General features: G+C 42.4%; 20 protein-coding genes and 1 pseudogene. 8 read left to right on the forward strand and 13 right to left on the reverse strand.

Going from position 1 to position 24,980, the window contains the following annotated elements; translation table 11 throughout:
• The first annotated feature begins 263 nt into the window (after window positions 1-263).
• A complete protein-coding gene (locus tag P4S60_RS02280; protein WP_337114876.1) occupies window positions 264-2,393 on the forward strand; it encodes a winged helix-turn-helix domain-containing protein in 2,130 nt (709 codons plus the stop codon).
• On the opposite strand, the gene P4S60_RS02285 is transcribed toward P4S60_RS02280, so the two are convergent.
• Both P4S60_RS02285 and P4S60_RS02290 read right to left on the reverse strand, forming a co-directional pair.
• Entirely contained in the window at window positions 2,394-2,723 is a 330-nt protein-coding gene (locus P4S60_RS02285; RefSeq protein WP_054560998.1) for a 5-carboxymethyl-2-hydroxymuconate Delta-isomerase, read from the reverse strand. It lies immediately after the preceding gene.
• A 10-nt stretch (window positions 2,724-2,733) separates the two neighbouring features.
• A complete protein-coding gene (locus tag P4S60_RS02290; protein ID WP_337114877.1) occupies window positions 2,734-3,321 on the reverse strand; it encodes an outer membrane beta-barrel protein in 588 nt (195 codons plus the stop codon).
• A gap of 103 nt (window positions 3,322-3,424) precedes the next feature.
• Here P4S60_RS02290 and P4S60_RS02295 point away from each other — a divergent pair, with 103 nt between their 5' ends.
• From P4S60_RS02295 to P4S60_RS02320, 6 genes are all read left to right on the forward strand, one after another.
• The gene (locus tag P4S60_RS02295; protein ID WP_055196731.1) at window positions 3,425-3,895 is read left to right on the forward strand and encodes a CreA family protein; all 471 of its coding nucleotides are present in this window, start codon (window positions 3,425-3,427) and stop codon (window positions 3,893-3,895) included.
• A gap of 3 nt (window positions 3,896-3,898) precedes the next feature.
• Window positions 3,899-4,681: a hypothetical protein gene (locus P4S60_RS02300; RefSeq protein WP_063703008.1), complete on the forward strand. Its 783-nt coding sequence runs from the start codon at window positions 3,899-3,901 to the stop codon at window positions 4,679-4,681.
• 6 nt (window positions 4,682-4,687) lie between these two features.
• Window positions 4,688-5,308 (forward strand): LysE family translocator, encoded by a 621-nt coding sequence (locus P4S60_RS02305; RefSeq protein ID WP_119852454.1) that lies wholly within the window; start codon window positions 4,688-4,690, stop codon window positions 5,306-5,308.
• A 7-nt stretch (window positions 5,309-5,315) separates the two neighbouring features.
• The gene (locus P4S60_RS02310) at window positions 5,316-5,831 is read left to right on the forward strand and encodes a gamma-glutamylcyclotransferase family protein (protein ID WP_119852453.1); all 516 of its coding nucleotides are present in this window, start codon (window positions 5,316-5,318) and stop codon (window positions 5,829-5,831) included.
• Window positions 5,828-7,375 carry a serine hydrolase gene (locus P4S60_RS02315; RefSeq protein ID WP_337114878.1) on the forward strand — a complete coding sequence of 516 codons (1,548 nt, stop codon included), beginning with the start codon at window positions 5,828-5,830 and terminating at the stop codon, window positions 7,373-7,375. The genes P4S60_RS02310 and P4S60_RS02315 overlap by 4 nt, the downstream gene beginning before the upstream one ends.
• A gap of 68 nt (window positions 7,376-7,443) precedes the next feature.
• Window positions 7,444-8,364, forward strand: coding sequence for a histone deacetylase family protein (locus P4S60_RS02320; RefSeq protein ID WP_337114879.1), 921 nt, complete (start codon window positions 7,444-7,446; stop codon window positions 8,362-8,364).
• Here P4S60_RS02320 and P4S60_RS02325 read toward each other — a convergent pair.
• Window positions 8,361-8,654, reverse strand: a complete 294-nt coding sequence (locus P4S60_RS02325) for a hypothetical protein (RefSeq protein ID WP_337114880.1) — start codon at window positions 8,652-8,654, stop codon at window positions 8,361-8,363. The genes P4S60_RS02320 and P4S60_RS02325 overlap by 4 nt on opposite strands.
• 78 nt (window positions 8,655-8,732) lie before the next feature.
• On the opposite strand from P4S60_RS02325, the gene P4S60_RS02330 reads away from it, so the two are divergent.
• Window positions 8,733-11,237, forward strand: coding sequence for an EAL domain-containing protein (locus P4S60_RS02330; RefSeq protein ID WP_337114881.1), 2,505 nt, complete (start codon window positions 8,733-8,735; stop codon window positions 11,235-11,237).
• Here the strand turns inward: P4S60_RS02330 and P4S60_RS02335 are convergent.
• The 10 genes and pseudogenes from P4S60_RS02335 to dnaG all read right to left on the reverse strand — a co-directional run bounded on the left by P4S60_RS02335 (window position 11,234) and on the right by dnaG (window position 24,956).
• Complete coding sequence (locus P4S60_RS02335) at window positions 11,234-12,043, reverse strand: DUF2797 domain-containing protein (protein WP_337114882.1); 810 nt, start codon at window positions 12,041-12,043, stop codon at window positions 11,234-11,236. The two genes, P4S60_RS02330 and P4S60_RS02335, sit on opposite strands and share 4 nt — an antisense overlap.
• 46 nt (window positions 12,044-12,089) lie before the next feature.
• Window positions 12,090-14,588: an EAL domain-containing protein gene (locus tag P4S60_RS02340; protein WP_337114883.1), complete on the reverse strand. Its 2,499-nt coding sequence runs from the start codon at window positions 14,586-14,588 to the stop codon at window positions 12,090-12,092.
• A gap of 94 nt (window positions 14,589-14,682) precedes the next feature.
• Window positions 14,683-15,969: a phosphoribosylamine--glycine ligase gene (purD, locus tag P4S60_RS02345; RefSeq protein ID WP_337114884.1), complete on the reverse strand. Its 1,287-nt coding sequence runs from the start codon at window positions 15,967-15,969 to the stop codon at window positions 14,683-14,685.
• 15 nt (window positions 15,970-15,984) lie between these two features.
• A complete protein-coding gene (locus P4S60_RS02350) occupies window positions 15,985-16,806 on the reverse strand; it encodes a class I SAM-dependent methyltransferase (protein WP_337114885.1) in 822 nt (273 codons plus the stop codon).
• 99 nt (window positions 16,807-16,905) lie between these two features.
• Complete coding sequence (gene purH / locus P4S60_RS02355; protein WP_337114886.1) at window positions 16,906-18,492, reverse strand: bifunctional phosphoribosylaminoimidazolecarboxamide formyltransferase/IMP cyclohydrolase; 1,587 nt, start codon at window positions 18,490-18,492, stop codon at window positions 16,906-16,908.
• A 229-nt stretch (window positions 18,493-18,721) separates the two neighbouring features.
• Window positions 18,722-19,012: a DNA-binding transcriptional regulator Fis gene (gene fis / locus P4S60_RS02360; RefSeq protein ID WP_002957804.1), complete on the reverse strand. Its 291-nt coding sequence runs from the start codon at window positions 19,010-19,012 to the stop codon at window positions 18,722-18,724.
• Between the two features lie 21 nt (window positions 19,013-19,033).
• Window positions 19,034-20,005 (reverse strand): tRNA dihydrouridine synthase DusB, encoded by a 972-nt coding sequence (gene dusB, locus P4S60_RS02365; RefSeq protein ID WP_171038310.1) that lies wholly within the window; start codon window positions 20,003-20,005, stop codon window positions 19,034-19,036.
• Window positions 20,006-20,273: 268 nt separating this feature from the next.
• A pseudogene (gene prmA, locus P4S60_RS02370) lies at window positions 20,274-21,154 on the reverse strand (50S ribosomal protein L11 methyltransferase).
• 64 nt (window positions 21,155-21,218) lie between these two features.
• Entirely contained in the window at window positions 21,219-23,081 is a 1,863-nt protein-coding gene (gene rpoD / locus P4S60_RS02375; protein ID WP_337114887.1) for an RNA polymerase sigma factor RpoD, read from the reverse strand.
• Between the two features lie 123 nt (window positions 23,082-23,204).
• Complete coding sequence (dnaG, locus tag P4S60_RS02380; protein WP_119852442.1) at window positions 23,205-24,956, reverse strand: DNA primase; 1,752 nt, start codon at window positions 24,954-24,956, stop codon at window positions 23,205-23,207.
• Window positions 24,957-24,980 lie beyond the last annotated feature (24 nt).

The following is a 24,980-nucleotide window of genomic DNA, read 5'->3' on the forward strand; positions in this document are numbered from 1 at the left end:
AATTTACAGTGAGCAACACTCTGGTTGGTCGGTATTGACGTAAAAATTTTTATAGGAATGTGAACTTAACTACAATCTTAGGTGGCTCGTTTATGTCTCTATTTTACATCTATTGAATATCTATTTATTTAAGATCAATAGTTTAAGAAATATTCATTGTTAACTGTTTTGCAACGTTAAAGCTGGTGAAAGAACCACTTTTACGATAAATTGATAGGGCTTTATACTGCTGTACTTCTAAAATGGGGTTTTATTTAGAGTTAATGGAAACATCTAATCGCGTTTATCAGCTGGGCTCATGTATTGTTAACCCACTCGAAAATAAACTGATCTGTAATGGCAGTGAACAGCTTTTGCAGCCTAAGTTTATTGAGTTGTTAGCTTGCTTAGTGGCGCGTTACCCTGAACCAATCACCCGTGAAGAGCTCATCAATAGTGTTTGGGAAGGCAATTTTTACGTGGGTGAAAAAGCCTTAACAAATGCAATTTGGCATTTACGGAAAGCATTCAAGGAACTCGACCCAGAACAAACTTACATAGAGACATTACGAAAAACGGGTTATCGCGTTTTGTTAAAGCCCGAGTCAATAGATACAACCGATAAAGAAAAGTCAGTGGGTTTTAGTATCACTACTGCGCAAATCCGCCAGCTGTTTGTGGCTTTGTGTGTCATTAGCCTAGTTGTGATGTATTGGTTGTTCTCTTCGCCTGCTAAGCAAACAAATTCAAGCTTTGTGTTGCCGCTTAATAGCATCGAAAGCGTGACGGCAAGCCCTGGTCGTGAGATTTATCCTTCAATTTCTGATGATCAGCATTATTTGGTGTATTCATGGCGACAACTTGGTAAACCAAATAACCTGTATTTACGGGATTTACATTTTCCTGAGCACCCAGCAAAGCAATTAACGGACTCACCGTTTACAGAAGGCCGCTCAGTGTTTAGCCCTGATGCAAACACATTATATTATTACCGTATGGCGTCAGATGTCTGTGAAATTGTAAAACTCTCTTTGATAAATGCCACTAGTGTCGTGCTAGGGCAGTGCAGTAATAACTATGCGCCTGATCTTGATATCAGTAGTGATGGTAAAACCTTAGCCTACATTGCTGAGCACACTAGTGAGTCTGGTGACTATGCCACTCGTATCAAACTGCTTGATTTACAGGCTAAACAAACAAAAGAAACAGTTATTCCTTGTAATGATGACTGTGAAACTGTGTATGAGTCTGTGTCGTTTTCGCCTGATGCACAGCGAGTTGTGGTTACACGTAATGTTAAAAACAATCAAAAAGCGCTGTTTTTAATTGATGTAAAAACAGGACAAAGCCAACGCTTAACTCATGACTTTGTTGATATTCATGGTGTGGATTGGCATCCATCTAAAGAACAATTGGCGTTTAGTGCAGTTGAGGGCGGCAAACGGTATGGCTATTTTTACGATATTAATGATCAAACCCTAATTAACACGCAAATCGCGGGCATGAGCTCGCCTAATTACAGTAGCGATGGCAGTGTTTATTATCATCAGTGGGATTTAGATAAGGTGATCACGCGTTTGAAAATAGACGAGCAAGTGGCTAACTCGCCGTTTTCTATGTTGTCGACCAACTTTAGTTCGCTATTTCCTGAATATAATCAGCAGCAAAATAAACTGCTGTATGTGTCGAATGAATCAGGCAGTTCACAGCTTTGGATTGTTAACCCCGATAGCAGCTCGCGAAAGCAGCTTACTGACTTTGCACATAACACGGGAGAAATTCGTGATCCAACTTGGTCAGCTGATGGGCGCTATATTTTGTTTTCATTGTACGATAATGGTAGCACCCGCTTATATTTTTATGATTTCAAAGTAGAGCAAAGCCAACAAATCAAACTGCCATTTAGTCATGCTGTTAAACCCAAGTTTAGCGCGGATAGCCAGCATATTTTGGTGTCTGATGGTGATTACCTTTACCGTTATGACTTAACAGGAAAAAACCTCGGTAAAGCAGTTGACGTGCCTGCGCAATATGGCGTTGAAACACAAACGGGCGATATATTATTTACCAATTCGCACCATGCTATTTGGATTAAACACCATGATACGGGGGTTGAAGAAATGCTGGTGAATGATATTAAATTAGCGCGCAGTTATGCCTGGTTGTTGGTGGCAAAAAACGCGTACCATGAAGGGCGTATTTATTACTATAAAGAACGCTTAGGTGATTACCGTATTAGCTACTATGACTTAGCAAGCAAGCAGCATCATGATTTAATTGCCTTACCAGAGCGAGCTTACAGTCGCTCATCGGGCTTGACCTACATACCCAATGAGCGTTGGCTAGTTTACACCGCGTACTTATCGCCTGAGATAGAAATCAAGCGCTTACCTGCAGCTTATTTACCAAAGTAATTAACACTTACGGTAGATATCAGCATCCATATCGTAAATATTAACGCTTAAGCTATACGAGCGGCGGCAGTATGTTCTTAAGCAACTTAGTAATTGCTCACTGAGCATTTGCTTTTGTTCTATGGTTCTGCCTGCCATGATTGATGCGCCGATGTGAATAAAGCCATCTTTGCCTTCACCTAATTCGTAATGCTGATAAGCAATTGCACGAGTCTTTATGGTCGAAAGCTCAAATAAGCCTGAGTCAAAAACGGCTTGGTGAACTTTTTCAACTAACACTTGTGGCAGAATTGGCAAGTCTTCTGAGTGTTCTATAACAATGTGCGGCATGGGGTTTTCCTTAAAAGCGGTAACTAAAACCGATGTTTGTCTGAAATTGGTTTAACACATCACCATCAAAGTGCCATAGACATTGATTGTCTTCTGATGTTGGCAATGTGCACGATACGTTACTTGCATTATTTACAATAGTTGCCAGCCAGCGAGTTTCAACATAAACCCGAGCTTGTTCAGTAAATAAATAATCTGCGCCAGCATAAAGGCCTGATGTAAAATATGTATCAGAGTCGGCAAAGTCAGTGCTGACGTGGTTTGCGCCAATTTGGGCACCAACAAAACCAACTACACGGTCAGCTAATGGCACTTCTACGGCACTTTGAAATAGCAGGTATTGCATCTCGACTTGCTTGTTGGTTTGGCCTTTCATATCAAGTTCGGTTGCTGAATAAAAGAAGCCATAACGAGCATTATCAATGGTTCTATCTAGACTGACAGTAAAATGGCTGTCATCCTCAAGCTCAATTTTAAGGTTTTCTTCGGTTTGCACCGAGTTAGTAAAGTTTTTGCCGAAACCAGCGCTAATAGAGTAGTCAGCGTGAGCGGTACTACTTAATAACATTAAACACAGTAAACCAAGCGATTTTTTCATTGTTTAGGTGCTCGTTGTTGAAGATATTTTGAGATAGTATTGAAACATAGCAAGCAAATCGTTGTAAACGGACAACTATCGCTTTTTAATAAGGAACACTAGGGTGAAGTTACTAAAATTAGCTGCACTTACTGCGCCACTGATTTTGTTGAGCGGTTGCTCGGATGATGCTGCTTCGGTGAGTTTGGGATTATTTACTACCAAAGATATTAAAGTGGTATCACAACAAGACCCGCTTATAAGCGGTGTAACTTGTCACATTAGCCATATTGAAGCGAACCTTGATTTTGCTGATCCATCCGATATGTCTATTGCCTGTCGTCAAACAGGCCCCATTACCGCTGACCAATTACAACAAATTGACCGCAGTAAATCGGGCGAAGTGGTATTTAAATCATCGAAAAGTATTTTGTTTAAATCGTTAAAAGTACGTCGTATTTATGATGCGCCAACACGCACTTTATTATATTTGTCTTATTCAACGAAAGAGTCGAGCGGCAGCCATCATCATGCTTTATCAACTGTGCCTCTTTACAATACGGATGCATGGCAATGGGCACAATCACAAGAGTAGTTTATGTTAGCGTTATTTAAGTCAGCTCCAGTTGTTGATGAGCAAGAGCAGCAGTGGTTAATCGATACCTTTTTATGGGCTGTTGAGCACTTTGATAGTGAATATTTTTTAAAACACACGCAAATCATTTTACCTAACGGGCAGTTCTTTCCGGATAGGGTGTCGAGCGTCAGTGAAATGGCTGAAAAGGTATTTAGTCGGGTTGTTGAGTATGCGGGTATGCAGGCGTGGCCAATTAACTTAGTTGCGCCATCTGGGCTTACACCTCAGGTGTTTCCGCATTTTGAGTTTCAAGACAGTTTACGCGGTAGCGAGGCAAGTTTAATTGTACCGGCAAATCATCCGGTAAATATCTCGTTTAACCCGAACCAAATCAATCAACCACAAGATTTAGTGGCAAGTTTTGCTGGTACCTTAGCGACCATTTTGATTCATCATGTGGGTGTCTTACCGCCCGGCGGCAAAGAGTACTTACCGCAAGCGAGCGATGCGTTGGCATGCTATTTAGGCTTTGGGGTGATGATGAGTAATACGGTGTATCAATTTAAAGGTGGCTGCGGCTGCGGTTATAACCCTTATGCCAATCGCCAAGCGGCGCTGACTGAGCCACAAACGCTATTTATGCATGCGCTAGTTACTCATTTTAAAGGGGATAATCAGTCGAAGAAGTTTTTAAAGCCCCATTTACGCAGCCAATATAAAAAAGCGCAAAAGCAAATTAAAGCATTGGTGAGTGACAGTGCAAATCCGTTGTTATTGGCATTAGATGAACAAGCAGTAGGGTGATATTCAGTGCAGTATTTAGATGAGTTTTTATTGATAGCCATTGCTCACTTTTTTGCAGTAGCAAGCCCAGGCCCTGATTTTGCAATTGTACTCAAGCAAAGTATTCAACAGGGTCGTAAAAATGCGCTGTGGACCAGTGCCGGTGTTGGTGCGGCTATTCTTTTGCATATTGCTTATTGTGTATTAGGTGTGGCGTTAATTTTATCGCAGTCACCTAGCTTATTCATGGCTTTAAAATACCTTGCGGGGGCTTATTTGGCTTACTTAGGTGTGCAAGCTTTACGAAGCGCAAAACCTACCGATAGCACGCAGCAAACTCTTGCTCCTGCTGAGCCTGAATCTGTGTATAAAGCATTTCGACGCGGCTTTTTTACCAATGCCCTTAACCCCAAAGCAACACTGTTCTTTATGTCGTTGTTTACTCTTGTGATTAGCCCTGACACACCAGTTTTAGTGCAGGCTGGTTATGGCGTGTATATGGCAATGGCGACTTGGCTGTGGTTTTCATTTTTATCATTGGTGTTATCAAAAGCATCAGTGCGAGCATTTTTCTTAAAAAGCGGATACTGGTTTGATAGAGGCATTGGGGTGATCTTAATTGCCTTAGCTATTCGTGTTGTTGTGTGAGGTGAATATGGCGCTGTATAACTTTTCATTTGGTTCAAATATGTCATCGAGTCGATTGCTGGCAAGGTTGCCTGAAGCAAAGCGGGTGGGCACAGCTATTTTAAAAGGCTATGAGCTGACGTTTGATATGGTGAGTACCGATGGCTCGGCGAAATGCAGCGTGCGTAAAACAGCGCAGCTAGATGCCTTAGTGTATGGCGTTGTGTATCAGTTAAACGAAGCTGAAAAGTCGATTTTAGATGACATTGAAGGGCCGCGTTATGACTGTGTGGATATTACCGTTGAACTCATTGATGGCGAGCAACTTGCTGCCCATTGTTATATTGCTAACACCTTAGATGAGTCTTTACTGCCATTCGACTGGTATCTTCAGCATGTTCATCGCGGAGCGCTTGAAGCAGGTGTACCAAATCATTACAGTGAAGCAATACTCGCAAGACCAAGTTGCGATGATCCAGATAAAACCCGAGCAGCGAGAGAGTTCGCTATTCACAACAATAAAAATCACCAAGGGACATTATGACATTTCGTAAATTAGCCGTTGCCGCGGCGCTGTTATCAAGCTGTTCGTTTTACAGTTATGCTGATATCGATAGTAAGAAAATTGAAAAAGTAATCGAAACTTCAATGGCACGTTTTGATGTGCCGGGTATGGCAGTGGCGATTGTTGAAAATGATAAAGTCGTATTAGCGAAAGGCTTTGGTATCGCAAACCTTGATACGGGTAAAAAAGTAAATAAAGACACCTTATTCGGTATCGCGTCAAACACCAAAGCATTCACCGCAGCAGCGTTAGCTAAATTAATTGATGAAGGTAAGCTGAGTTGGGATGACAAAGTGATTGATCATCTACCAGAGTTTCGTCTTTATGACCCTTATGTCACGCGTGAAATGACCATTCGCGATTTACTAAGCCACCGTAGCGGTTTGGGGTTAGGACAAGGCGACTTAATGATTTGGCCAGATACTGACAAATCAATTGAGGAAATCATCGCAGGTCTAAAATACTTAAAACCAGCGAGTAGCTTTCGCAGTAAATACGCGTATAACAACTTAATGTTTGTAACAGCCGGTGAGGTAGTAGCCCGTGTTTCAGGCATGAGCTGGAATGATTACATCGAGAAGAATATTCTTCAGCCACTTGATATGAAAAACTCACGTGCAGGTTTTTCACGTATTCCTAGTAGCAATAAAAACTGGGCGACGGGTCATATTCCAATGGATGGCCAACTTCATCCATTTTTTGTGAACTACCTTGAAGATTTTCGTGGCGCTGGTGCGATTGCATCAAGCGTGAGCGACATGAGCCAATGGCTACGCACGCAGCTTGCTCATGGCAAAATGCCAAATGGCCAGCAGTTATTCACTGAAAAGCAGCAGCAACAAATGTGGCATCCGCACATTACCTCAATGGCATCAAAAAGTGCTTATGAAGCTTACCACCAACAATTTAGAGGTTATGGTTTAGGTTGGAGCATTGAAGATTTCCACGGCATTAAAAAGCTAGGCCACGGTGGTGGTATCTTAGGTATGGTGTCTCAAGTGACTTTAGTACCTGAGAAAAACCTCGGTATTGTTATTTTGAGTAACCAGCAAGCGTTTAGCGCGCTCTCTGCAGTGACCTATGAAGTGCTAGAAGATGTATTAGATCTTGAAGATAAAGACTGGGTTGAAGATCTTGCCAAAAAGCACTTTGAAGGTAAAAAAGAAGCTTACGCAAACGCAAAACCAGAAACACCTGCGGATTATCAACCAAAATTACCGAACATCAACTACACAGGCACGCTGCACGATAACTGGTATGGTGATGTGGTTATTGAAGAGTTAAATGATCAGCTACGTATTGATTTTACACATACAAAGCGTTTGAAAGGTCAGCTTGAGCATTACACCGGCAATACGTTCATTGTTAAGTGGGATGAAAAGTTACTTGAAGCAGATGCTTACATTGAGTTTCAAATGAGCCCAGATAATCGAGTGAGTAGTGCGAAAATGCGCGCTGTCTCAACGGCGGTGACAGACTTTAGTTTTGACTTTAGAAATTTAGATTTACGCGCTAAAAAGTAAACCAAAGTCGCAAAGCCACCGTTAGGTGGCTTTGTTATACTGGGGGAAAATAATTCAAGGAGCGTATTATGAGAACGGCAGTTATCTCACATCCATTTTGTCGTAAACATAAAATGATTGAGGATCACCCCGAATGCCCCGCGCGTTTAGATGTGATCACCGACCGCTTGCTAGCAAGTGGTGTTGATGTGGCAATTACTCACTTACAAGCTCCTAAAGCCAGCCGCGACGACTTTTTACGTGCTCATGATGAATCTTTGGTTAGTCACGTAGAGCAAACAATTCCCGCTGAAGGGCTTGCTGAGTTAGACGGCGACACATGGTTGTGCCCAGATTCAATGAAAGCGATTGAACGAGCCGTTGGCGCTGGATTACTCGCCGTTGATGAAATCCTTGCAGATAAGCTGGATGCCGCGTTTTGTTCTGTTAGACCACCAGGGCATCATGCAAACCGCAGTACCTCTGCAGGATTTTGCGTTTTTAATAACCTAGCCATTGCCGTGAAATACGCGCAAAGCAAAGGTGTAAAACGCATCGCTATTTTGGACTTTGATGTACACCATGGCAACGGCACACAAGATATCTTTTTAAATGATGACACTGTGTTGTTCTGCTCTTTGTTTCAACACCCATTTTACCCAAATACTGCCGTTGAAAATAACGCGACGTTAGTGAACTCACCGCTGCCAATTGCCAGTGATGGTAATGACTTAAAAGCTGTTTATCTTGAGCAGTGGCTACCAAAACTCAATGAATTTAAACCTGAACTATTGTTTATTAGCGCCGGGTTTGATGCTCACCTTGAAGATGACATGGCAAGCTTGAAGTTTGTTGAAGACGATTATGCATGGTTAACCACACAATTAGCAGAGTTTTGTCAGCAACAAGATTGCAAAGGGATTATCTCTTATCTTGAAGGGGGCTATGCATTATCAGCCCTTGGGCGTAGTGCCGTTGCGCACATTAAAGCGCTGGTGGATGCCCCTTAGTCTGCCAGCATCGCAAAGGCTTGCGTTGGTGTAAGCCGAATAACCTTACTTAAACAGCATACTCCTTCTTGTGCTAGATGCGCTGTCACTTTATTAGCAAGCTCAACGTCAGTTAACGCTTTTACATTTTTTCCCTGTAAGTTGACATACTGCCCTGTTGCCAAAAGTAGTATAGCTTCTTGCTGCTGCTCTTCACTTAAGCCATATACAAAGCTTTCTATATCGGCTGCATCTTCTACTAATGCCAATTCATGATCTGAAAGAATAATCTTAGGAAATGATGAGTGCATTTATTGTCCTGTGTCAAAGTTGCCAAGGTTGAAATGATTATAATTGCCAATTCATGTAAGAACTAGGAAAGTCGACTTATGAATCAACCAAGACGACATCAAAAGGTGAGTGATGTCTTTTCGCAAAAGCTGGTATCGTGTCCTGCGCATACGCCTTTGGTCGATGCGGTGAGGTTGATGCATGTTCACAATGTGACGGCGATTTTTATCAAGCATGAGCAGTCTGTTGTTGGGATTTGGACGGAAGCTGATTGTTTGAAAATTGACATCAGCAGCCCGCTTTATAAAAACCTAGCCATTCACGAGGTCATGTCAGCGCCTGTTATTACGGTACCAAATCAATGCTCTGTCAGTGATGCAACCTTGCGTTTTCAACAGCATGGCATTCGCCATTTATTGGTGATGGATAGCGAGAACCAGCCTGCAGGTATGTTAAACCTTTCAGATATTGTGCATAACCAAGGTTTGGACCACTACTTACAATTTCGGCCTATTCATGAGCAGTATCGCACTGACCTAGAGATAGTGGATGCGCAAACTCCGATAGAAGAGGTTGTGCAACTGATGCGTGTAGGCCGCCTTGATAGTGTACTGATTTATAACCAAGAGCTTGAACTGCACGGTATTATTACTCAGCGTGATATTGTTGAGCTGATAATTCAAACCGAGTGGCTAAACCCTTGTTGGCAATATTCCAGCTACCCGTTAATTGAAATTGATTGTGAAAGCAGTTTATTTGATGCGTATCGCACTATGACAGAGCGTAATGTGCGTCATTTGGTGGTCAGAGATGATGAAATTTGCGGGGTGATTTCATTTGCTGATTTGATCACAGAGATTGAATCAGCTTATTGCTGCGAACTTGAGCGGGCAATTGAGCAGCGTGATATTGCTTTACAAAAGTCACAACGTAACTTGTTTTTGGCAAATAAAATTATTGATGCCTCACTCGATGGCATCATGCTAACCCGTAAAGACGGCACGATTATTCAAGTTAACCCAGCTTTTACTAAACTGACCGGCTTTGCCGAGCATGAAGTAATCGGTAAGCGCCCCAATATTTTAAGCTCTACAAAACATAGCCGCTCGTTTTATCAAAAAATGTGGCATGCCATTGAATACGAAGGGGTCTGGCAGGGCGAGATCTGCAATTGCAAAAAAGATGGTGAAGAGTTTGTCGAGTGGCTCACCATTATCCAGATTAAAGATCCTAACTTTGATGAAATACTTTATGCAGCAATTTTTAGCGACATTACAGAGCGTAAACGTGCAGAAGAAAAAATTGCCCAGCTCGCCTATTACGATGAGCTAACAGGCCTGCCAAATCGGCGCTTATTTCACGACAGACTCTCTATTGCACTGAGTTCTGCCAAACGAAACCATGATCTATTAGCGGTGATGTTTATCGACTTAGACCGCTTTAAAGAGGTCAACGACAGCTTAGGGCATGACGCTGGCGATAACTTATTGCAGCAAGTGGCAGAGCGTATTTTATCAATTCTTCCTGAAGGGGATACCCTTGCACGCTTAGGTGGCGATGAGTTTGTTTTATTATGCGAAGTAAATCGGGTTGAAACACTGCTCAACTTTGCCGAACAAGTCTTGCAGCAAGTGAGTATGCCGCTTGCTATTAACGAGCACGTGGTTGCGATTACAGCCTCAATTGGCGCCGCGGTTTACCCTGATGATGGCGTAGATAGCGCTACACTGCTTAAGCATGCAGATATTGCTATGTACCGTGCTAAAGAAGTGGGGCGTAATTCATTTCAATTATTCAAGCCTGCGATGAATGCACGCTCTTTAGAGCGATTGGCAATGATGAGCCGATTACAAAACGCCATCGAAAGCGATGAGTTTGAGCTTTATTTCCAACCTAAGCAGCAGTTAAATTCAGGCAAAATTTTAGGGGTAGAGGCACTCTTACGTTGGCATGAGCCAAACCTTGGGGTGATATCACCTGCTAAATTTATTCCCCTTGCTGAAGAACTTGGCCTAATTGTGAAACTTGATTTATGGGTCATCGAGCAGGCCTGTAAAGAGTTAGAAAAGTGGCAGCAACAGGGCATTGAAGCAGGGCGATTAGCAATTAATATCTCGGCAAATCACTTACGTCAGGGGCAACTAGCGTCGAATGTTGAGCGTTTACTAGAGTGTTACGATGTAGACCCACACAAGCTTGAAGTAGAGCTTACTGAAAGCTGTTTTATCAGCCACTTTAGTGAGGCTAAGCAAGAGTTACTCGCGCTTAAAAAACTAGGTGTGCATATTACGTTAGATGACTTTGGAACGGGCTATTCGGCTTTAAGTTACTTAACCAAACTGCCAATTGATACGTTAAAAATAGATGCCAGTTTTATCGCAAAAGTGCCCGATGAATACGGGAATAGTGAAATTGTCACGGCGATTATTAGCCTTGCGAAAAGTTTAAGTATTCATGTTGTCGCAGAAGGGGTGGAGAAAGTAGAGCAGTTAAATTACTTACGTTCACTTAACTGCGATACCATTCAAGGTTATTACTTTTGCCGGCCAATAGCGAAGCAGCAATGGTATGATTTTTATCTCAATACCGAAAAAAGAGCTTAAGCTAGGCGAATTTCGTAAGAAGTAAACTTACGAATATTAATGACGCCAGTATCAAAAATTAAGTACTGGCCTTTAATGCCTTTTAAAATACCTGATACTTCTGGTGCTTTATCAAAATTGAAAGAGCTGATTTTGCTTGGGTATTCACTTACTGGGTAGTCTAGCTCAACTACATCTTCATCGAGCTTTTTAATGGCTGTTGCGCCAAATAGCTCTGCAAGTTCACTCAACTTAGCATCAATTTGTGGGATCAACTCTCTGGCAGCGGCTTTTAAATCAATCGCTTCAGATTGGCCTTTCAGCATGTTTCGCCAATTGGTTTTATCAGCAATAAACTCGGCTAAAGCAACCTCAACTAAACCCGATTGAAGACGGGTTTGTACTTTGAAGATAGGTAAAGCTTGCGTCGCACCTTGGTCAATCCAGCGTGTAGGAATTTGAGTATGGCGGGTAATACCTACTTTTAGGCCTGAGGTGTTGGCTAAATAAACGTAATGCGGGATCATGCAGTTTTCTTCACCCCACTGTGGCTCACGACAGGTGCCCTTATCAAAATGGCACGTTTCAGGTTTCATGATACACATGTCACAGCTAGCCAGTTTACGCATACAGACAAAACAGTGGCCTTGAGAGTAGCTTTTCTTGGTTTTCTTACCACAGTTACAGCAAAAAATATTGCCGGTGAAAGTCAGCGTGAGCGGCTTACCAATATAGTCATTTAATGAAACTAGCTCATCACCGATAGGTAATTGATATTCGACAGGAGAGGTCAGTGTCGACTTTAATTTTCTGATCGTACCTTGCATCTTTACATGGCCCCTAAAGATGTTAAAAAAGGCAGTGTAACACGGCCTATTTAAATTGTGAGGCAATAAAGCTTAGATACTCATTAATCGGCACCGCTTTGCTGTAATAATAGCCTTGCCCTTGATCTGCGCCCATCTTGATCAGCATTTTTTCTGTTTCTTGGTCTTCAATGCCTTCGATGGTGATATTCATATCAAGGTTATGAGCCATATCAATGGCCGTTTTTACCACTACTTGGTTGGTGGTGTTATTTACTAAATCCAGAATAAAGCTCTTATCGACTTTAATCGTGCTAAATGAATAATTTACCAAGTAGTTTAACGACGAATAACCAGTACCAAAGTCATCGAGTACCACCTTGCTACCGAGTTTGTTAAGTTCGCAGATAAAGCTGACCATTTCATCATGGTTTTTTATAAGCGCAAACTCAGTTAACTCAAACTTTAACTGATCCGCAGTAATACCATGTTTTAAAATGGTGTTTTCGACTTTTTCGACAAGCTTGGGGATGGCGAGATTCTTGGCACTTAAATTAACGCTAATGGTATGCTCGCGATAGCCTTGTCGATTAAGCTGGGCAGCGGCTAGGCAAGCCTGATCAATTACCCATAAGCTCAACTCGTTAATTAAACCAGTACGTTCAGCCAATAAAATGAGTTGCTCAATATCCAGGTATTTACCCGCTGTAGGCCAGCGTAACAATGCCTCTGCGCCACAGATAGCACCGTCGCGTAAATTAATAATGGGCTGTAAGTAAATGGCTAAGGTATTGCTTCGCATTGCTTGTTGTAACTCGGCGGCAAGGCTGACATCCATATCGATATGCGGTGTGTTAAAGTCGATGTTTTGCTGCTTTTGTGACAACCCTAAGTAGCCACGTTGTAGCCAAATATCAAAGCCATCATCACTCACCGGTTCGGTAATGCTATAGCGGTAGTAAAGCTGCAGGTCTAAGCCCGCCACTTTATATTGCTTAGGCAGCTGTTTGCATAAGTTGCTAAGTTCTTGGTGCAGCTCTGCTTGCGATTGAATTTTGGTAGAAATAAAAGCCAGTACACCATTGCCTAAGTCAGCTACTTTTGGACTGTTATCTAACGCCGATTCTAAATTAATAAATTGCCTATTCTTATTAATTTGATGCTCTAGTGATTGAGCCACAGTGATAATTATTTGGCTGCTTTGGCTTGGCTTTAGAATACTCATTAGGGCATTAAATTGCTCGATTTTCACTAAGCAAAGGTTAGCGAGTCTTTGCTCCGAGGTAATTGCCATATAGGCTTGTTTGAGCATTGCTTGGTTAAGTAGCTCAGTCTGTTGAGTATGGGTTGCATGATAAAGCGCTTTTTCACGTTGATAACGAACGCGGTCTGCCAGCGCCATTGCCATAAGCACAATCTCACAGAGAATGGCGACTAAAAATATGTGCCTAACTGCAAAGCTATAAGGAATAAAGCCCGTTAGTTCTAAAGGCTGAATGGCAGCGCCTACAATCAGTGGTACCCACGACATGACATAAAACTTTGCCCAGCGAAAACCGCTCACCAACTTTTTGTAAATCATGCAAATACATAAAATGTATAACGGCACCATGATGGCAAAAAAGATTTTTGAAGAATGGTATTCCAGCATAAAAAAGCTGATAAGACTGAGACTAAACAGCAGGGCTAAAAAGCTGATACTGAGCTTGTATAGGCGACAATTATCTTTATGGTAGCGTAAGAACATGGTGCAGAACGCGACGGTGAAAAATGCAATCGCATAGTTACTGAAGACCACTTGCTCATTAAAAAAGATTTGCCACGATAACGGCCATAAATAAAAACCAAAGCCGAGCACTGAGCCCATAAGTAGCAGTGCTGAGATGATGTAGCCTATATAAATAAGGTAGACGCGGTCACGGATCCCTAAAAATAATACCAAGTTATACAGGGCAGCCATGATCAGCACACCAATGAAGATCCCCCAAATTCCTGATTGCGAACGTAGTAGGTCTTGAAACTCTTTTTCACCATAAATATTAATAGGTGTTTTGCTAATACCCACCGTATCTATTTTTATAATGAGGGATGTTTGTTCATAGCCCTGCATTGTAAGCATGCTGTGCGGTGTACTGTACTGAAACAAACTAAGACCAGATACTTTATCACCCAGCTCGGTTGTATCTATAAGCTGCCCTTTATCATCAACATGATAAACGCTAAGGTAATCAACCATAGGGTTATCAAAGTGAATTGCCAGCTCCACAGGCTTTGTTTGGCGGTTTTCTAAATCAAGCTTTAACCAATAATCTTGCGCCGCTAAATCCCATTTAACATCTTTAAAAGGGCGATGTTTCAGCTTGTCTGGTTCAGCTAAAAACTGCTTGAGAGTCAGCGCTTTACTGGTATCTATTCGATAGGCCGTATTACTGTAGATGGGGGCTGTTTTATCTATGGTGTAGCGGGTAGGGCTGGCTAAATGTGCAGCTAGGGTAGCAATGATAAAAAACAAAATTGTCAGAATAAGAAATGAAACAAAGTTATATTTCAGTGCTTTATTATTCAAAATTAGTTCTTTATCTAGGTAAATGTTCTTAACAGTGTAGCATTAAAAAAGCGCAGATAAACTGCGCTTTTTTCAGAATTAGACTGGTTTGACCTTAATTCTGTTCGCGAGCAATAGCACGGTAAGCGATATCAGTACGATATTCCATGCCTTCCCAGCTGATTTGATCAATCAGTTTATAAGCACGTTGCTGCGCTTCAGTTACTGTGTTGCCAAGTGCCGTAGCACACAGTACACGACCGCCAGCTGTTACTACGTTGTCGCCGTCTTGCTTAGTCCCTGCGTGGAATACTTTCTCACCTTCAGGGTAAGTAACTTGTAAGCCGCTGATTGCATCACCTTTCGGGTAGCTATCTGGGTAGCCTTTAGCTGCTAATACAACACCGACTGCTGCACGTGGGTCGAATTCGATTGCTGTTTTATCTAGTTCTTCACGGTTAGCCGCTTCGATAAGTTCAACAAGATCAGACTTAAGACGAAGCATCATAGGTTGCGTTTCAGGGTCGCCAAAACGACAGTTGTATTCGATTACTTTTGGCGTGCCATCAGCGGTGATCATTAAACCTGCGTATAAGAAACCAGTGTAAGGGTGGCCTTCTTTTGCCATGCCTTCAACCGTTGGGTAGATCACTTCGTTCATAATACGATGGTGAATTTCATCAGTCACTACTGGTGCCGGTGAGTATGCACCCATGCCGCCAGTGTTTGGACCTTGGTCACCATTGTAAGCGCGTTTGTGGTCTTGGCTGGTTGCAAATGGCAGTACGTTTTTGCCATCAACCATCACGATGAAAGAAGCTTCTTCACCTTCTAAGAACTCTTCGATAACTACACGGCTACCCGCTTCACCGAAGCTGTTGCCTGCAAGCATATCGCGAATAGCTTCTTCAGCTTCAAGCTCAGTCATCGCAACGATAACGCCTTTACCAGCTGCTAAGCCATCAGCTTTAACAACAATTGGCGCACCTTTTTCTTTTAGGTAAGCCAGTGCAGGGTCGATTTGTTCAAACGTTTGGTAATCAGCTGTTGGAATGTCGTGACGTGCTAAGAAGTCTTTAGTGAATGACTTAGAGCCTTCTAGCTGTGCAGCACCTGCTGTTGGGCCAAAGATAGCTAGACCGTTTTCACGGAATGTATCAACTACACCTAAAACAAGCGGTACTTCTGGACCAACAATGGTTAATTCAACGTTGTTTTCTTTAGCAAAAGTAACTAAACCTGCTAGGTCTTCAACATTGATAGCAACGTTTTCTAGTTTTGGCTCAAGTGCAGTACCTGCGTTACCTGGCGCGACGAAAACGGTGTTTACTTTAGTATTTTGTGCAGCCTTAAACGCAAGAGCGTGTTCGCGGCCGCCACTGCCGATGACAAGTACATTCATGGCGTATAATCCTATTTATAGCGGTTTTTTAAACTTCAGCGTCATACGATCACTTTCACCAATTGCTTTATACTTCGCGGCATCTTGCTCGCCTAAACGAAGGCTTGGTGGTAGTGTCCACACCCCTTTAGGGTGATCTGCTGTATCAAGTGGGTTTGCATTAATGTCACTGCTTGCCACCAGTTCAAAGCCAGCTTGCTTTGCAATATCAACTACATAGCTTTGCTTCATATAACCTGATGATTTCTGATCTTCATCATTGCGCGCTTCAGGTAGGCGGTGTTCAACCACACCTAAAGTGCCGCCTGGTTTAAGTGCTTTATAAAATGCTTTAAACGCACTTAACGCGCCTTCTTTATCTTTACCCATGTACCAGTTGTGTACATTTCTAAATGTTAAGACAAGATCTGCGCTACCCGCTGGTGCAATATCAAGATGCGTCACTGGCGCAAACTCAGTCAGTTTTACTTCACTGAAGCGTGCGTCATCGCTCATCTTTTTCTTAAAACCAGCTAATGAACGTTGGTAATAACCCACGTCAGAATCAGCAGGGAAATGTGCCGCGTAGTAAACACCATGGCCTTTAACAGCCGGTGCAAGGATTTCACTGTACCAACCACCGCCCGGTGCAATTTCAACAACGGTCATGCTTGGCTTGAAGCCAAAGAACTCAAGTGTCTCAACTGGATGGCGATATTGATCACGTGCGCTATTTTTAGCATCACGTTCGCTTGATTGCACGGCTTGTGTAAGCGCTGATTCATGGCCATGGCTTAAAGCCTGTGCTGATGTCAGTGCAAGGCTTGCAACAAGTAACGATTTTACGGCAAATTTCATCATCTGTTCCTTCATTATATGGGTAATTATTATTAATCAGAATACGTGAATTTGTGGCAAACAAAAAGGGTTAAGCTATTTGCTTAACCCTTTATGTGATTAGTGGCGGAAATGGCGCATACCTGTAAATACCATTGCCATACCAGCTTCGTCAGCTGCAGCGATAACTTCTTCATCGCGCATTGAACCACCTGGTTGAATAACAGCGGTGATGCCAGCTTCTGCAGCTGCATCAATACCGTCACGGAATGGGAAGAATGCATCCGATGCCATAACTGAACCTTTTACTTCAAGGTTTTCGTCAGCAGCTTTGATACCAGCAATTTTCGCTGAGTAAACGCGGCTCATTTGACCTGCACCTACACCAATCGTCATACCGTCACGTGCATAAACGATTGCGTTAGACTTAACGAATTTAGCTACTTTCCAGCAGAATAATAAATCTTTTAATTCTTGCTCAGTTGGTTGACGCTTAGATACAACTTTAAGGTCGCCTTGCGTTACCATGCCTAGGTCGCGGTCTTGAACTAGAATACCGCCATTAACACGCTTGATGTCGTGACCTGTTGCATTACCCGTCCATTCACCACATTCTAATAAACGAACGTTTTGCTTAGCAGATACGATTTGTGCAGCTGCTTCAGATACTTTAGGTGCAATGATAACTTCAACGAATTGACGAGAAACAATTGCTTCAGCGGTGTCTGCATCAAGTTCTTTATTGAATGCGATGATGCCACCAAATGCTGATGTAGGGTCAGTTTTGAATGCACGGTCATAGGCTTCAAGAATGTTGTCACCAATTGACACACCACAAGGGTTCGCATGTTTTACGATAACACACGCTGGTACGTCGAATTCTTTTACACACTCTAATGCTGCGTCAGTGTCAGCAATGTTGTTGTAAGAAAGAGCTTTACCTTGCAGTTGAACCGCAGTCGCAACAGATGCTTCAGTTAAGTCGTTTTCAACATAAAAAGCAGCGTCTTGGTGTGAGTTCTCACCGTAGCGCATATCTTGCTTTTTAGTAAACTGCATGTTGATAGTGCGTGGGAATTTAGTCTCTTCAGCAGCTTCTTTTGTGTAGTCAGGAACCATTTTGCCGAAGTAGTTTGCAATCATGCCATCGTACTGAGCTGTGTGCTCGTAAGCCGCGATTGCTAAGTCAAAACGTGTTTTATACGTTGTTGAGCCGTTGTTGCTTTGCATTTCGCTGATTACACGGTCGTAATCTTTTGCATTTACCACGATAGTCACGTCTTTATGGTTTTTCGCCGCGACGCGAACCATAGTTGGGCCACCGATATCAATGTTTTCAATCGCATCTTCTAGGCTGCAGTCTTCTTTCGCAACAGTGTTTGCGAAGGGGTATAAGTTAACTACAACGATATCGATAGCAGAGATGTTATTCTCGCTCATTACGTCTTCATCTTGACCGCGACGCGCTAGGATGCCGCCGTGAATTTTTGGATGAAGTGTTTTTACGCGACCATCCATGATCTCAGGGTGACCAGTATGGTCAGATACTTCAGTGACTTTGATGCCGTTATCAGCAAGTAATTTGCAAGTACCGCCAGTTGATAAAATATCCACGCCTTGTGCTTCAAGAGCGCGAGCAAATTCAACGATACCGGTTTTATCTGACACACTTAATAGTGCGCGACGAATTGGACGATGTGTATCCATTGTAGTTTTGATTACCTCAATGTTTGAGCTAGCTTAGAAAGGCGGTATTTTAACTGAATATGCTTTAAAAAACGACGTTTAAAGCGTGAGGATTTTGCATAGTTTTTAACAGCTATAAAAAAAGCACCCTAAGGTGCTTTTTTCAATAACTTATTACCAGTTACTATGAAGCTGTAAGCAATTATAACGATAGCTCGTTAGAATGATTACGGATTCAATATAACGGGTATTAGTTCATGCCGTATTTTTTAAGCTTTTTACGTAAAGTACCACGGTTGATACCTAGTAAGATTGCAGCACGAGTTTGGTTACCACGTGTGTACGTCATTACTTCTTCAAGTAATGGTGCTTCTAGCTCAGAAAGAACAAGGTCGTACACGTCTTGTACGTCTTGACCATTAAGTTGCTTTAAGTAGTGATGAACAGCTTTTTTCACTGCATCACGCAACGGCTGTGGTTTCTCGTGTGACTGTACATGAGGGTTTGTGATAAATGGAGAAGTCACGTTTTGTTCGAACATCGTTATATGTCTCTTTCTTTCTTAGTTAGCTGCTAGTGTTTTAAAGTATTCTTCTAATGCGTCGACTTGTGCCTGTGGGTTATCTAACGCATTAAATACTCGCCTAAACTGACCGTCACTGTCATGGGTTTGCAAATACCAAGATACATGCTTTCGAGCGATACGCGCTCCCATTGGCTCCCCGTAAAACTGATGAAGATTGTCTAAATGCTCCATCAAAATGCTACGCACCTCTGCAATTTCAGGTGCTGGCAAATGTTCTCCAGTTCGCAAATAGTGGTCTATCTCCCTAAAAATCCAAGGGCGACCTTGGGCGGCTCGACCAATCATAATGGCATCTGCACCCGTATAATCCAAAACCTGCTTTGCTTTTTCTGGTGAAGTAATATCACCATTGGCAACGACAGGGATAGACACTGAACGTTTTATTTCCCTAATCGTGGCGTATTCAGCTTCACCTTTATACATACATGCGCGCGTTCGCCCATGTACCGCCAGTGAGGCAATGCCATAACGTTCAGCAATTCTCGCAATCTCGACACCATTACGGTTATCCTGATCCCATCCAGTACGGATTTTTAAAGTGACAGGGACATCAACAGCATTTACAACGGCATCGAGTATCTCTTGTACTAATTCAGGAAACTGTAATAAGGCAGAGCCTGCGAGTTTCTTATTCACTTTTTTAGCAGGGCACCCCATATTAATATCTATGATCTGTGCACCATTGCTGACATTGAATTGTGCTGCCTGCGCCATAAGCTCAGGATCGGCTCCGGCGATTTGCACCGAGCGAATTCCCGACTCACCGCTGTGATCCATACGGTTCATCGATTTTTCGGTTTTCCATACTTTCGGGTTTGACGAGAGCATTTCAGAAACAGCTAGGCCTGCACCTAAGCGACGGCAAAGTTGTCTAAATGGTCTGTCTGTAATGCCTGCCATTGGCGCGACAATTACGTTGTTCTCAAGTTGGTATGAACCGATACGCACGTTATTCAATAGGCCTCTTTTCAAGGGGCGCTAAGTTTACGGTTTTTTTTGCAAAAATCAAAGGCTATAAATTGAACAAAAGTGACTTTTTTTTGCCCTTTTTGTATTGACATTTGATAACAGTTTGACGGAAAGGTTGATTTGTTTGATATTTGAACAAAAATATTTTTGCTGTTCGAAAAGTGAGAAACTACTAACTGTAAAAATAAGGTAAAGCCTGTTAAATACTGGCTTTACCTATTAGATTAGAGTAAATACTCTTTAGCTGTTAAGCGTGCTTAGTACCACTGACTCGGGTCCATTCACCTTCAACTGCAATCTCATCAAGCGCTAAAAATGGCGCATAAACGTCGGCTACAGACTGAGCTTGTTCTTCTAAAATACCCGACATGGCAATTTTACCATTCGGTTTTAAAAGACCTAAGATCACTTCATGTAGTTCGCGAAGCGGTTGCGCAAGAATATTCGCCACGACAATATCAGCTGTAAACTCAGGCTGATCTTCTGGTAAATAGACTTCTAGTTTATCTGCAACGCCATTACGCGCGCGTTATCTCGGCTAGCTTCAAGAGCTTGAGGATCAATATCGATACCAATCATACGCTCAGCGCCTAGTTTGATCGCTGCTATTCCTAAAATACCCGAGCCACAACCAAAGTCGACCACGGTTTTACCTGTTAAATCTTGGCTTTCTAGCCATTTTAAACAAAGTGCAGTCGTTGCATGGGTACCGGTGCCAAAAGCAAGACCCGGATCGAGTAATACATTAACAGCATTAGGATCGGGAATATCACGCCAGCTTGGGCAGATCCATAAGCGCTCACCGAATTGAATTGGGTGGAAGTTATCCATCCATTCACGTTCCCAATCTTTATCTTCTAGCTGTTCAATTTTATAAACAAGCTGATCGGCAAGTGTTGCTTCAGCTTTGAGTGTCTCTACAACGCTGTCCATATCGTGGTTTGCGTCATAAAGGCCAATCACAGTGGTATCAGCCCATAGTTGAACGGTACCAAGCTTTGGCTCATAAATTGGGGTATCTTTGGCGTCAACATAGGTTACTGACGCACTGCCAGTGTCCATTAATAAGTCGCTGATTAATTCTGCGTTGTCAGCGTTTGCATTGATGCGAATTTGGATCCAAGCCATGAATATCTCTCGAATAGAAAAAAGGCCGCAACAGCGGCCTTTTAGTTAATAATGCGATACTAAATTACTTAGCATCTAAGAAGCTTTTAAGTAAGTCAGAACGAGAAGGGTGACGTAATTTACGTAACGCTTTCGCTTCGATTTGACGAATACGCTCACGTGTTACGTCAAACTGTTTACCTACTTCTTCTAATGTATGGTCAGTGTTCATATCGATACCGAAACGCATACGTAATACTTTAGCTTCACGGGCTGTTAAGCCTGCTAATACGTCGTTTGTAGCGCCACGTAATGATTCCATTGTTGCAGAATCAATAGGTGAGTCGATAGTGGTATCTTCAATGAAGTCACCTAAGTGCGAATCTTCATCATCACCGATTGGTGTTTCCATTGAAATTGGCTCTTTTGCGATTTTAAGTACCTTACGGATCTTGTCTTCAGGCATTAACATACGCTCAGCTAATTCTTCTGGGCTCGGCTCACGACCCATCTCTTGTAGCATTTGACGAGAGATACGGTTTAGCTTGTTGATCGTCTCAATCATGTGCACAGGAATACGGATGGTACGTGCTTGGTCAGCAATCGAACGCGTGATTGCTTGACGGATCCACCATGTCGCATAAGTTGAGAACTTATAACCACGGCGGTATTCGAACTTATCAACCGCTTTCATTAGACCAATGTTACCCTCTTGGATAAGGTCTAAGAATTGTAAACCACGGTTGGTGTATTTTTTCGCAATCGAAATTACAAGACGTAAGTTCGCTTCAACCATTTCTTTTTTCGCACGACGAGCTTTCGCTTCACCGATACTCATACGACGGTTGATGTCTTTAATACGCTCGATGCTAAGGCCTGTGCTTTCTTCAATTGCACATAACTTATTAATACAACGAATGATCTCTGGCTTAACTTCTTCAAGTGCTACTGAGTATTTCTCGTTTGCAGCAATTTCAAGGTCAATCCAGCTTGAATCTGTTTCGTTGTTAGCAAAATGCTTGATGAAGTTCTTTTTCGGTAACTTCGCAATTTGTACAGCTTGCTTCATGATGATACGTTCTTGAACGCGAACGCGGTCCATCATATCGCGCATGTTGTTTACCATGCGGTCAAACTGTTTTGGCACTAATTTAAACGTTTTAAATAGTTCGCCGATTTCTGCAATAGCTACTAGTGAATCAGGGTGTGAGCGACCTTTCTCTTCGAATGTATCACGCGCTTTATTATAAAGATCACGTAAGTTTTCAAAGTGAATGCGGGCTTCTTCAGGATCAGGACCTGTGTCGCCATCACCGTCACTATCATCATCGCCATCTTCATCTTCATCTTCGTCATCAGCTTCGTCGTCTTCGTCGTCAAGCTGTTCTTCGTTTAACTCTGAACCGATATGAGTAGCAGAAATTTGTGATTCGTCTTCATTATTAGGATCAAAGAAACCTGAAATAATGTCGCTTAAGCGCATTTCTTCAGCTTCAAATTTGTCCCATTGCTCTAGTAGATAAGTGATTGCTTCTGGGTATTCAGCAACAGAAATCTGTACTTGGTTAATACCTTCCTCAATACGTTTAGCGATTACGATTTCGCCTTCACGTGTAAGAAGTTCAACAGTACCCATTTCACGCATATACATACGGACAGGGTCAGTTGTTCGACCGATCTCTTTTTCTACAGTCGCAAGTGCAGCGGCCGCGGCTTCTGCTGCGTCTTCGTCTGTCGTTGTTTCTTGCATCATTAATTCATCAGCATCAGGTGCGCTTTCGCTTACCTGGATACCCATGTCATTAATCATGCTAATGATATCTTCTACCTGATCTGAGTCGATAATGTCTTGTGGAAGGTGATCATTAACTTCTGCAAAAGTTAAATAACCTTGCTCTTTACCTTTTTGAATCAGAAGCTTTAATTGTGACTGAGGAGTTGGATCCATAGAGATTTATTCTTCCACTCTGAAAGTTGATACAACAGGCGCCAGCTCGCTTATTAATTAAGCGACACGAAAACTAACTAGACGCAGTGAATAGCACAGTATAACAGCATTATTCAATTCTGACTAGCTGTTGCTGCCTTTTAACGCTTGTGTCAGTAAGTGGCATTCTAGCCTTTCTTCGCTGCTTAAGCCTTGGGTTTTGTCTTTTATTAATAGGGTCTCTAGTCGATAATTTAAACACTGGTCTTCAATAAATTTAAAAGTATTTTTAAAAACCGTCTCTAAACGATCGTCATTTATTTGGTGCTGCCAAGTTGCTAATTTCACTAGCGCGTCATATTCAGCGCCATCTCTAAATGACTCTAAAATTTGTGCGGTGGTGACACCTTCACGCTCTAGGGCTAAATGCTGAATGCGTAAAAATAATTCAATGCCCGCGATTTTCATTTCTGCTAATTCTGGCATATAGGCTATGCTGGTCGCCAAATTAGGGTGTTGCAATAAAATCCCAATGGCTTGGCGCATCGGTGTGATTTTAAATTTTCGTTCAATAGCATGTTGCTGTTTTGGCGATTTAACGCGGTTATTTAATTGCTCCCGCGTACGACCAATTAAACGGCCAAGATGTTCCAAAATATTTTCTTGGTAAAAATCACTGGGGATTTTTTCAATTAGCGGTAGGGCATCACTGAGTAGTTTTGCTTTACCTGCATCTTGAGTGAGATCAACCTCTTGGCTGAGCTTATTAAACAGCACCTTGGTAAAATCATCTGCTTCACTTAATCTTGCTTCAAAAGCGTCTTTACCTTCTTTTTGTACTAGCGAATCAGGGTCTTCACCGTCTGGTAAAAACACGAACTTCAATGATTTACCATCTGCAAGATAAGGAAGCGCATTCTCAAGCGCTCGCCATGCTGCATCACGACCAGCGCGGTCACCATCGTAACAACAAATCACTTTATCTGTGGTTCTAAATAAAGTGTGCATATGCTCTGCAGTGGTTGCTGTGCCAAGGGCGGCAACGGCATATTCAATGCCTTGCTCGGCTAGAGCAACGACATCCATGTAGCCTTCAACAATTAAAATATGGTCGAGCTTTTTGTGAGCTTGCTTTGCTTCGTATAAACCATAGAGCTCAAAGCCTTTGTGGAAGATACGGGTTTCTGGTGAGTTAAGGTACTTAGGACCTTGATCCGCCTGCATAACTCGGCCACCAAATGCAATAACTCGACCACGTTTATCGCGAATAGGGAACATGAGTCGGTCACGGAAAAAGTCAAATTGACGACCTGGCGACTTTTCAGACGCAAGCTTTAGCTCAATGAGCTGCTCTTTTTGATCTTTATTGCGGCCAAGTTGCTGGCATAGCGCTTCCCATTCGCTCGGAGCATAGCCAATCATGAACTTTTTCGCTGTTTCTCCGCTTAAGCCACGACCTTTGATATAGTCGATAACCGTTTTCGAGTTGGCATGATGCTTTAATTGATGCTGATAAAAGCGTGCTGCGTGTAACATTAAATCGTAATCAGAGCGCTTTTGTTCGGCTGTACGTTGTGGGCCTGAGCTGCCACCTTGTTCACGAGGTACGTCTAAATTGAGCATACTCGCTAACTCTTCAATGGCATCAACGAATTCTAATTTGTCGTATTCCATAACAAATGAAATTGCATTGCCATTGGCGCCACAACCAAAGCAGTGGTAAAACTGTTTATCTTGAGAAACGGTAAAAGAGGGTGACTTTTCGTTGTGGAATGGGCAACAGGCTTGGTAGTCTTTACCTGCTTTTTTTAGGCCAACTCTCGAATCAATTAACTCAACAATATCTGTGCGGGCGAGTAAATCATCAATAAACTGTCGAGGGATCTTTCCGGCCATAGCTGTTGTTTTTTCCTGCGCTAT

This window comes from Pseudoalteromonas sp. Hal040, assembly GCF_037162425.1.
In the GTDB taxonomy this organism is placed as follows: domain Bacteria; phylum Pseudomonadota; class Gammaproteobacteria; order Enterobacterales; family Alteromonadaceae; genus Pseudoalteromonas; species Pseudoalteromonas gelatinilytica.

Coding starts and splice junctions, on each gene's coding strand:
- P4S60_RS02280 (WP_337114876.1), top strand. CDS start 264: ATGGAAACATCTAATCGCGTTTATCAGCTGGGCTCATGTATTGTTAAC.
- P4S60_RS02285 (WP_054560998.1), bottom strand. CDS start 2,723: ATGCCGCACATTGTTATAGAACACTCAGAAGACTTGCCAATTCTGCCA.
- P4S60_RS02290 (WP_337114877.1), bottom strand. CDS start 3,321: ATGAAAAAATCGCTTGGTTTACTGTGTTTAATGTTATTAAGTAGTACC.
- P4S60_RS02300 (WP_063703008.1), top strand. CDS start 3,899: ATGTTAGCGTTATTTAAGTCAGCTCCAGTTGTTGATGAGCAAGAGCAG.
- P4S60_RS02310 (WP_119852453.1), top strand. CDS start 5,316: ATGGCGCTGTATAACTTTTCATTTGGTTCAAATATGTCATCGAGTCGA.
- P4S60_RS02315 (WP_337114878.1), top strand. CDS start 5,828: ATGACATTTCGTAAATTAGCCGTTGCCGCGGCGCTGTTATCAAGCTGT.
- P4S60_RS02320 (WP_337114879.1), top strand. CDS start 7,444: ATGAGAACGGCAGTTATCTCACATCCATTTTGTCGTAAACATAAAATG.
- P4S60_RS02325 (WP_337114880.1), bottom strand. CDS start 8,654: ATGCACTCATCATTTCCTAAGATTATTCTTTCAGATCATGAATTGGCA.
- P4S60_RS02330 (WP_337114881.1), top strand. CDS start 8,733: ATGAATCAACCAAGACGACATCAAAAGGTGAGTGATGTCTTTTCGCAA.
- P4S60_RS02335 (WP_337114882.1), bottom strand. CDS start 12,043: ATGCAAGGTACGATCAGAAAATTAAAGTCGACACTGACCTCTCCTGTC.
- purD (WP_337114884.1), bottom strand. CDS start 15,969: ATGAATGTACTTGTCATCGGCAGTGGCGGCCGCGAACACGCTCTTGCG.
- P4S60_RS02350 (WP_337114885.1), bottom strand. CDS start 16,806: ATGAAATTTGCCGTAAAATCGTTACTTGTTGCAAGCCTTGCACTGACA.
- purH (WP_337114886.1), bottom strand. CDS start 18,492: ATGGATACACATCGTCCAATTCGTCGCGCACTATTAAGTGTGTCAGAT.
- fis (WP_002957804.1), bottom strand. CDS start 19,012: ATGTTCGAACAAAACGTGACTTCTCCATTTATCACAAACCCTCATGTA.
- rpoD (WP_337114887.1), bottom strand. CDS start 23,081: ATGGATCCAACTCCTCAGTCACAATTAAAGCTTCTGATTCAAAAAGGT.
- dnaG (WP_119852442.1), bottom strand. CDS start 24,956: ATGGCCGGAAAGATCCCTCGACAGTTTATTGATGATTTACTCGCCCGC.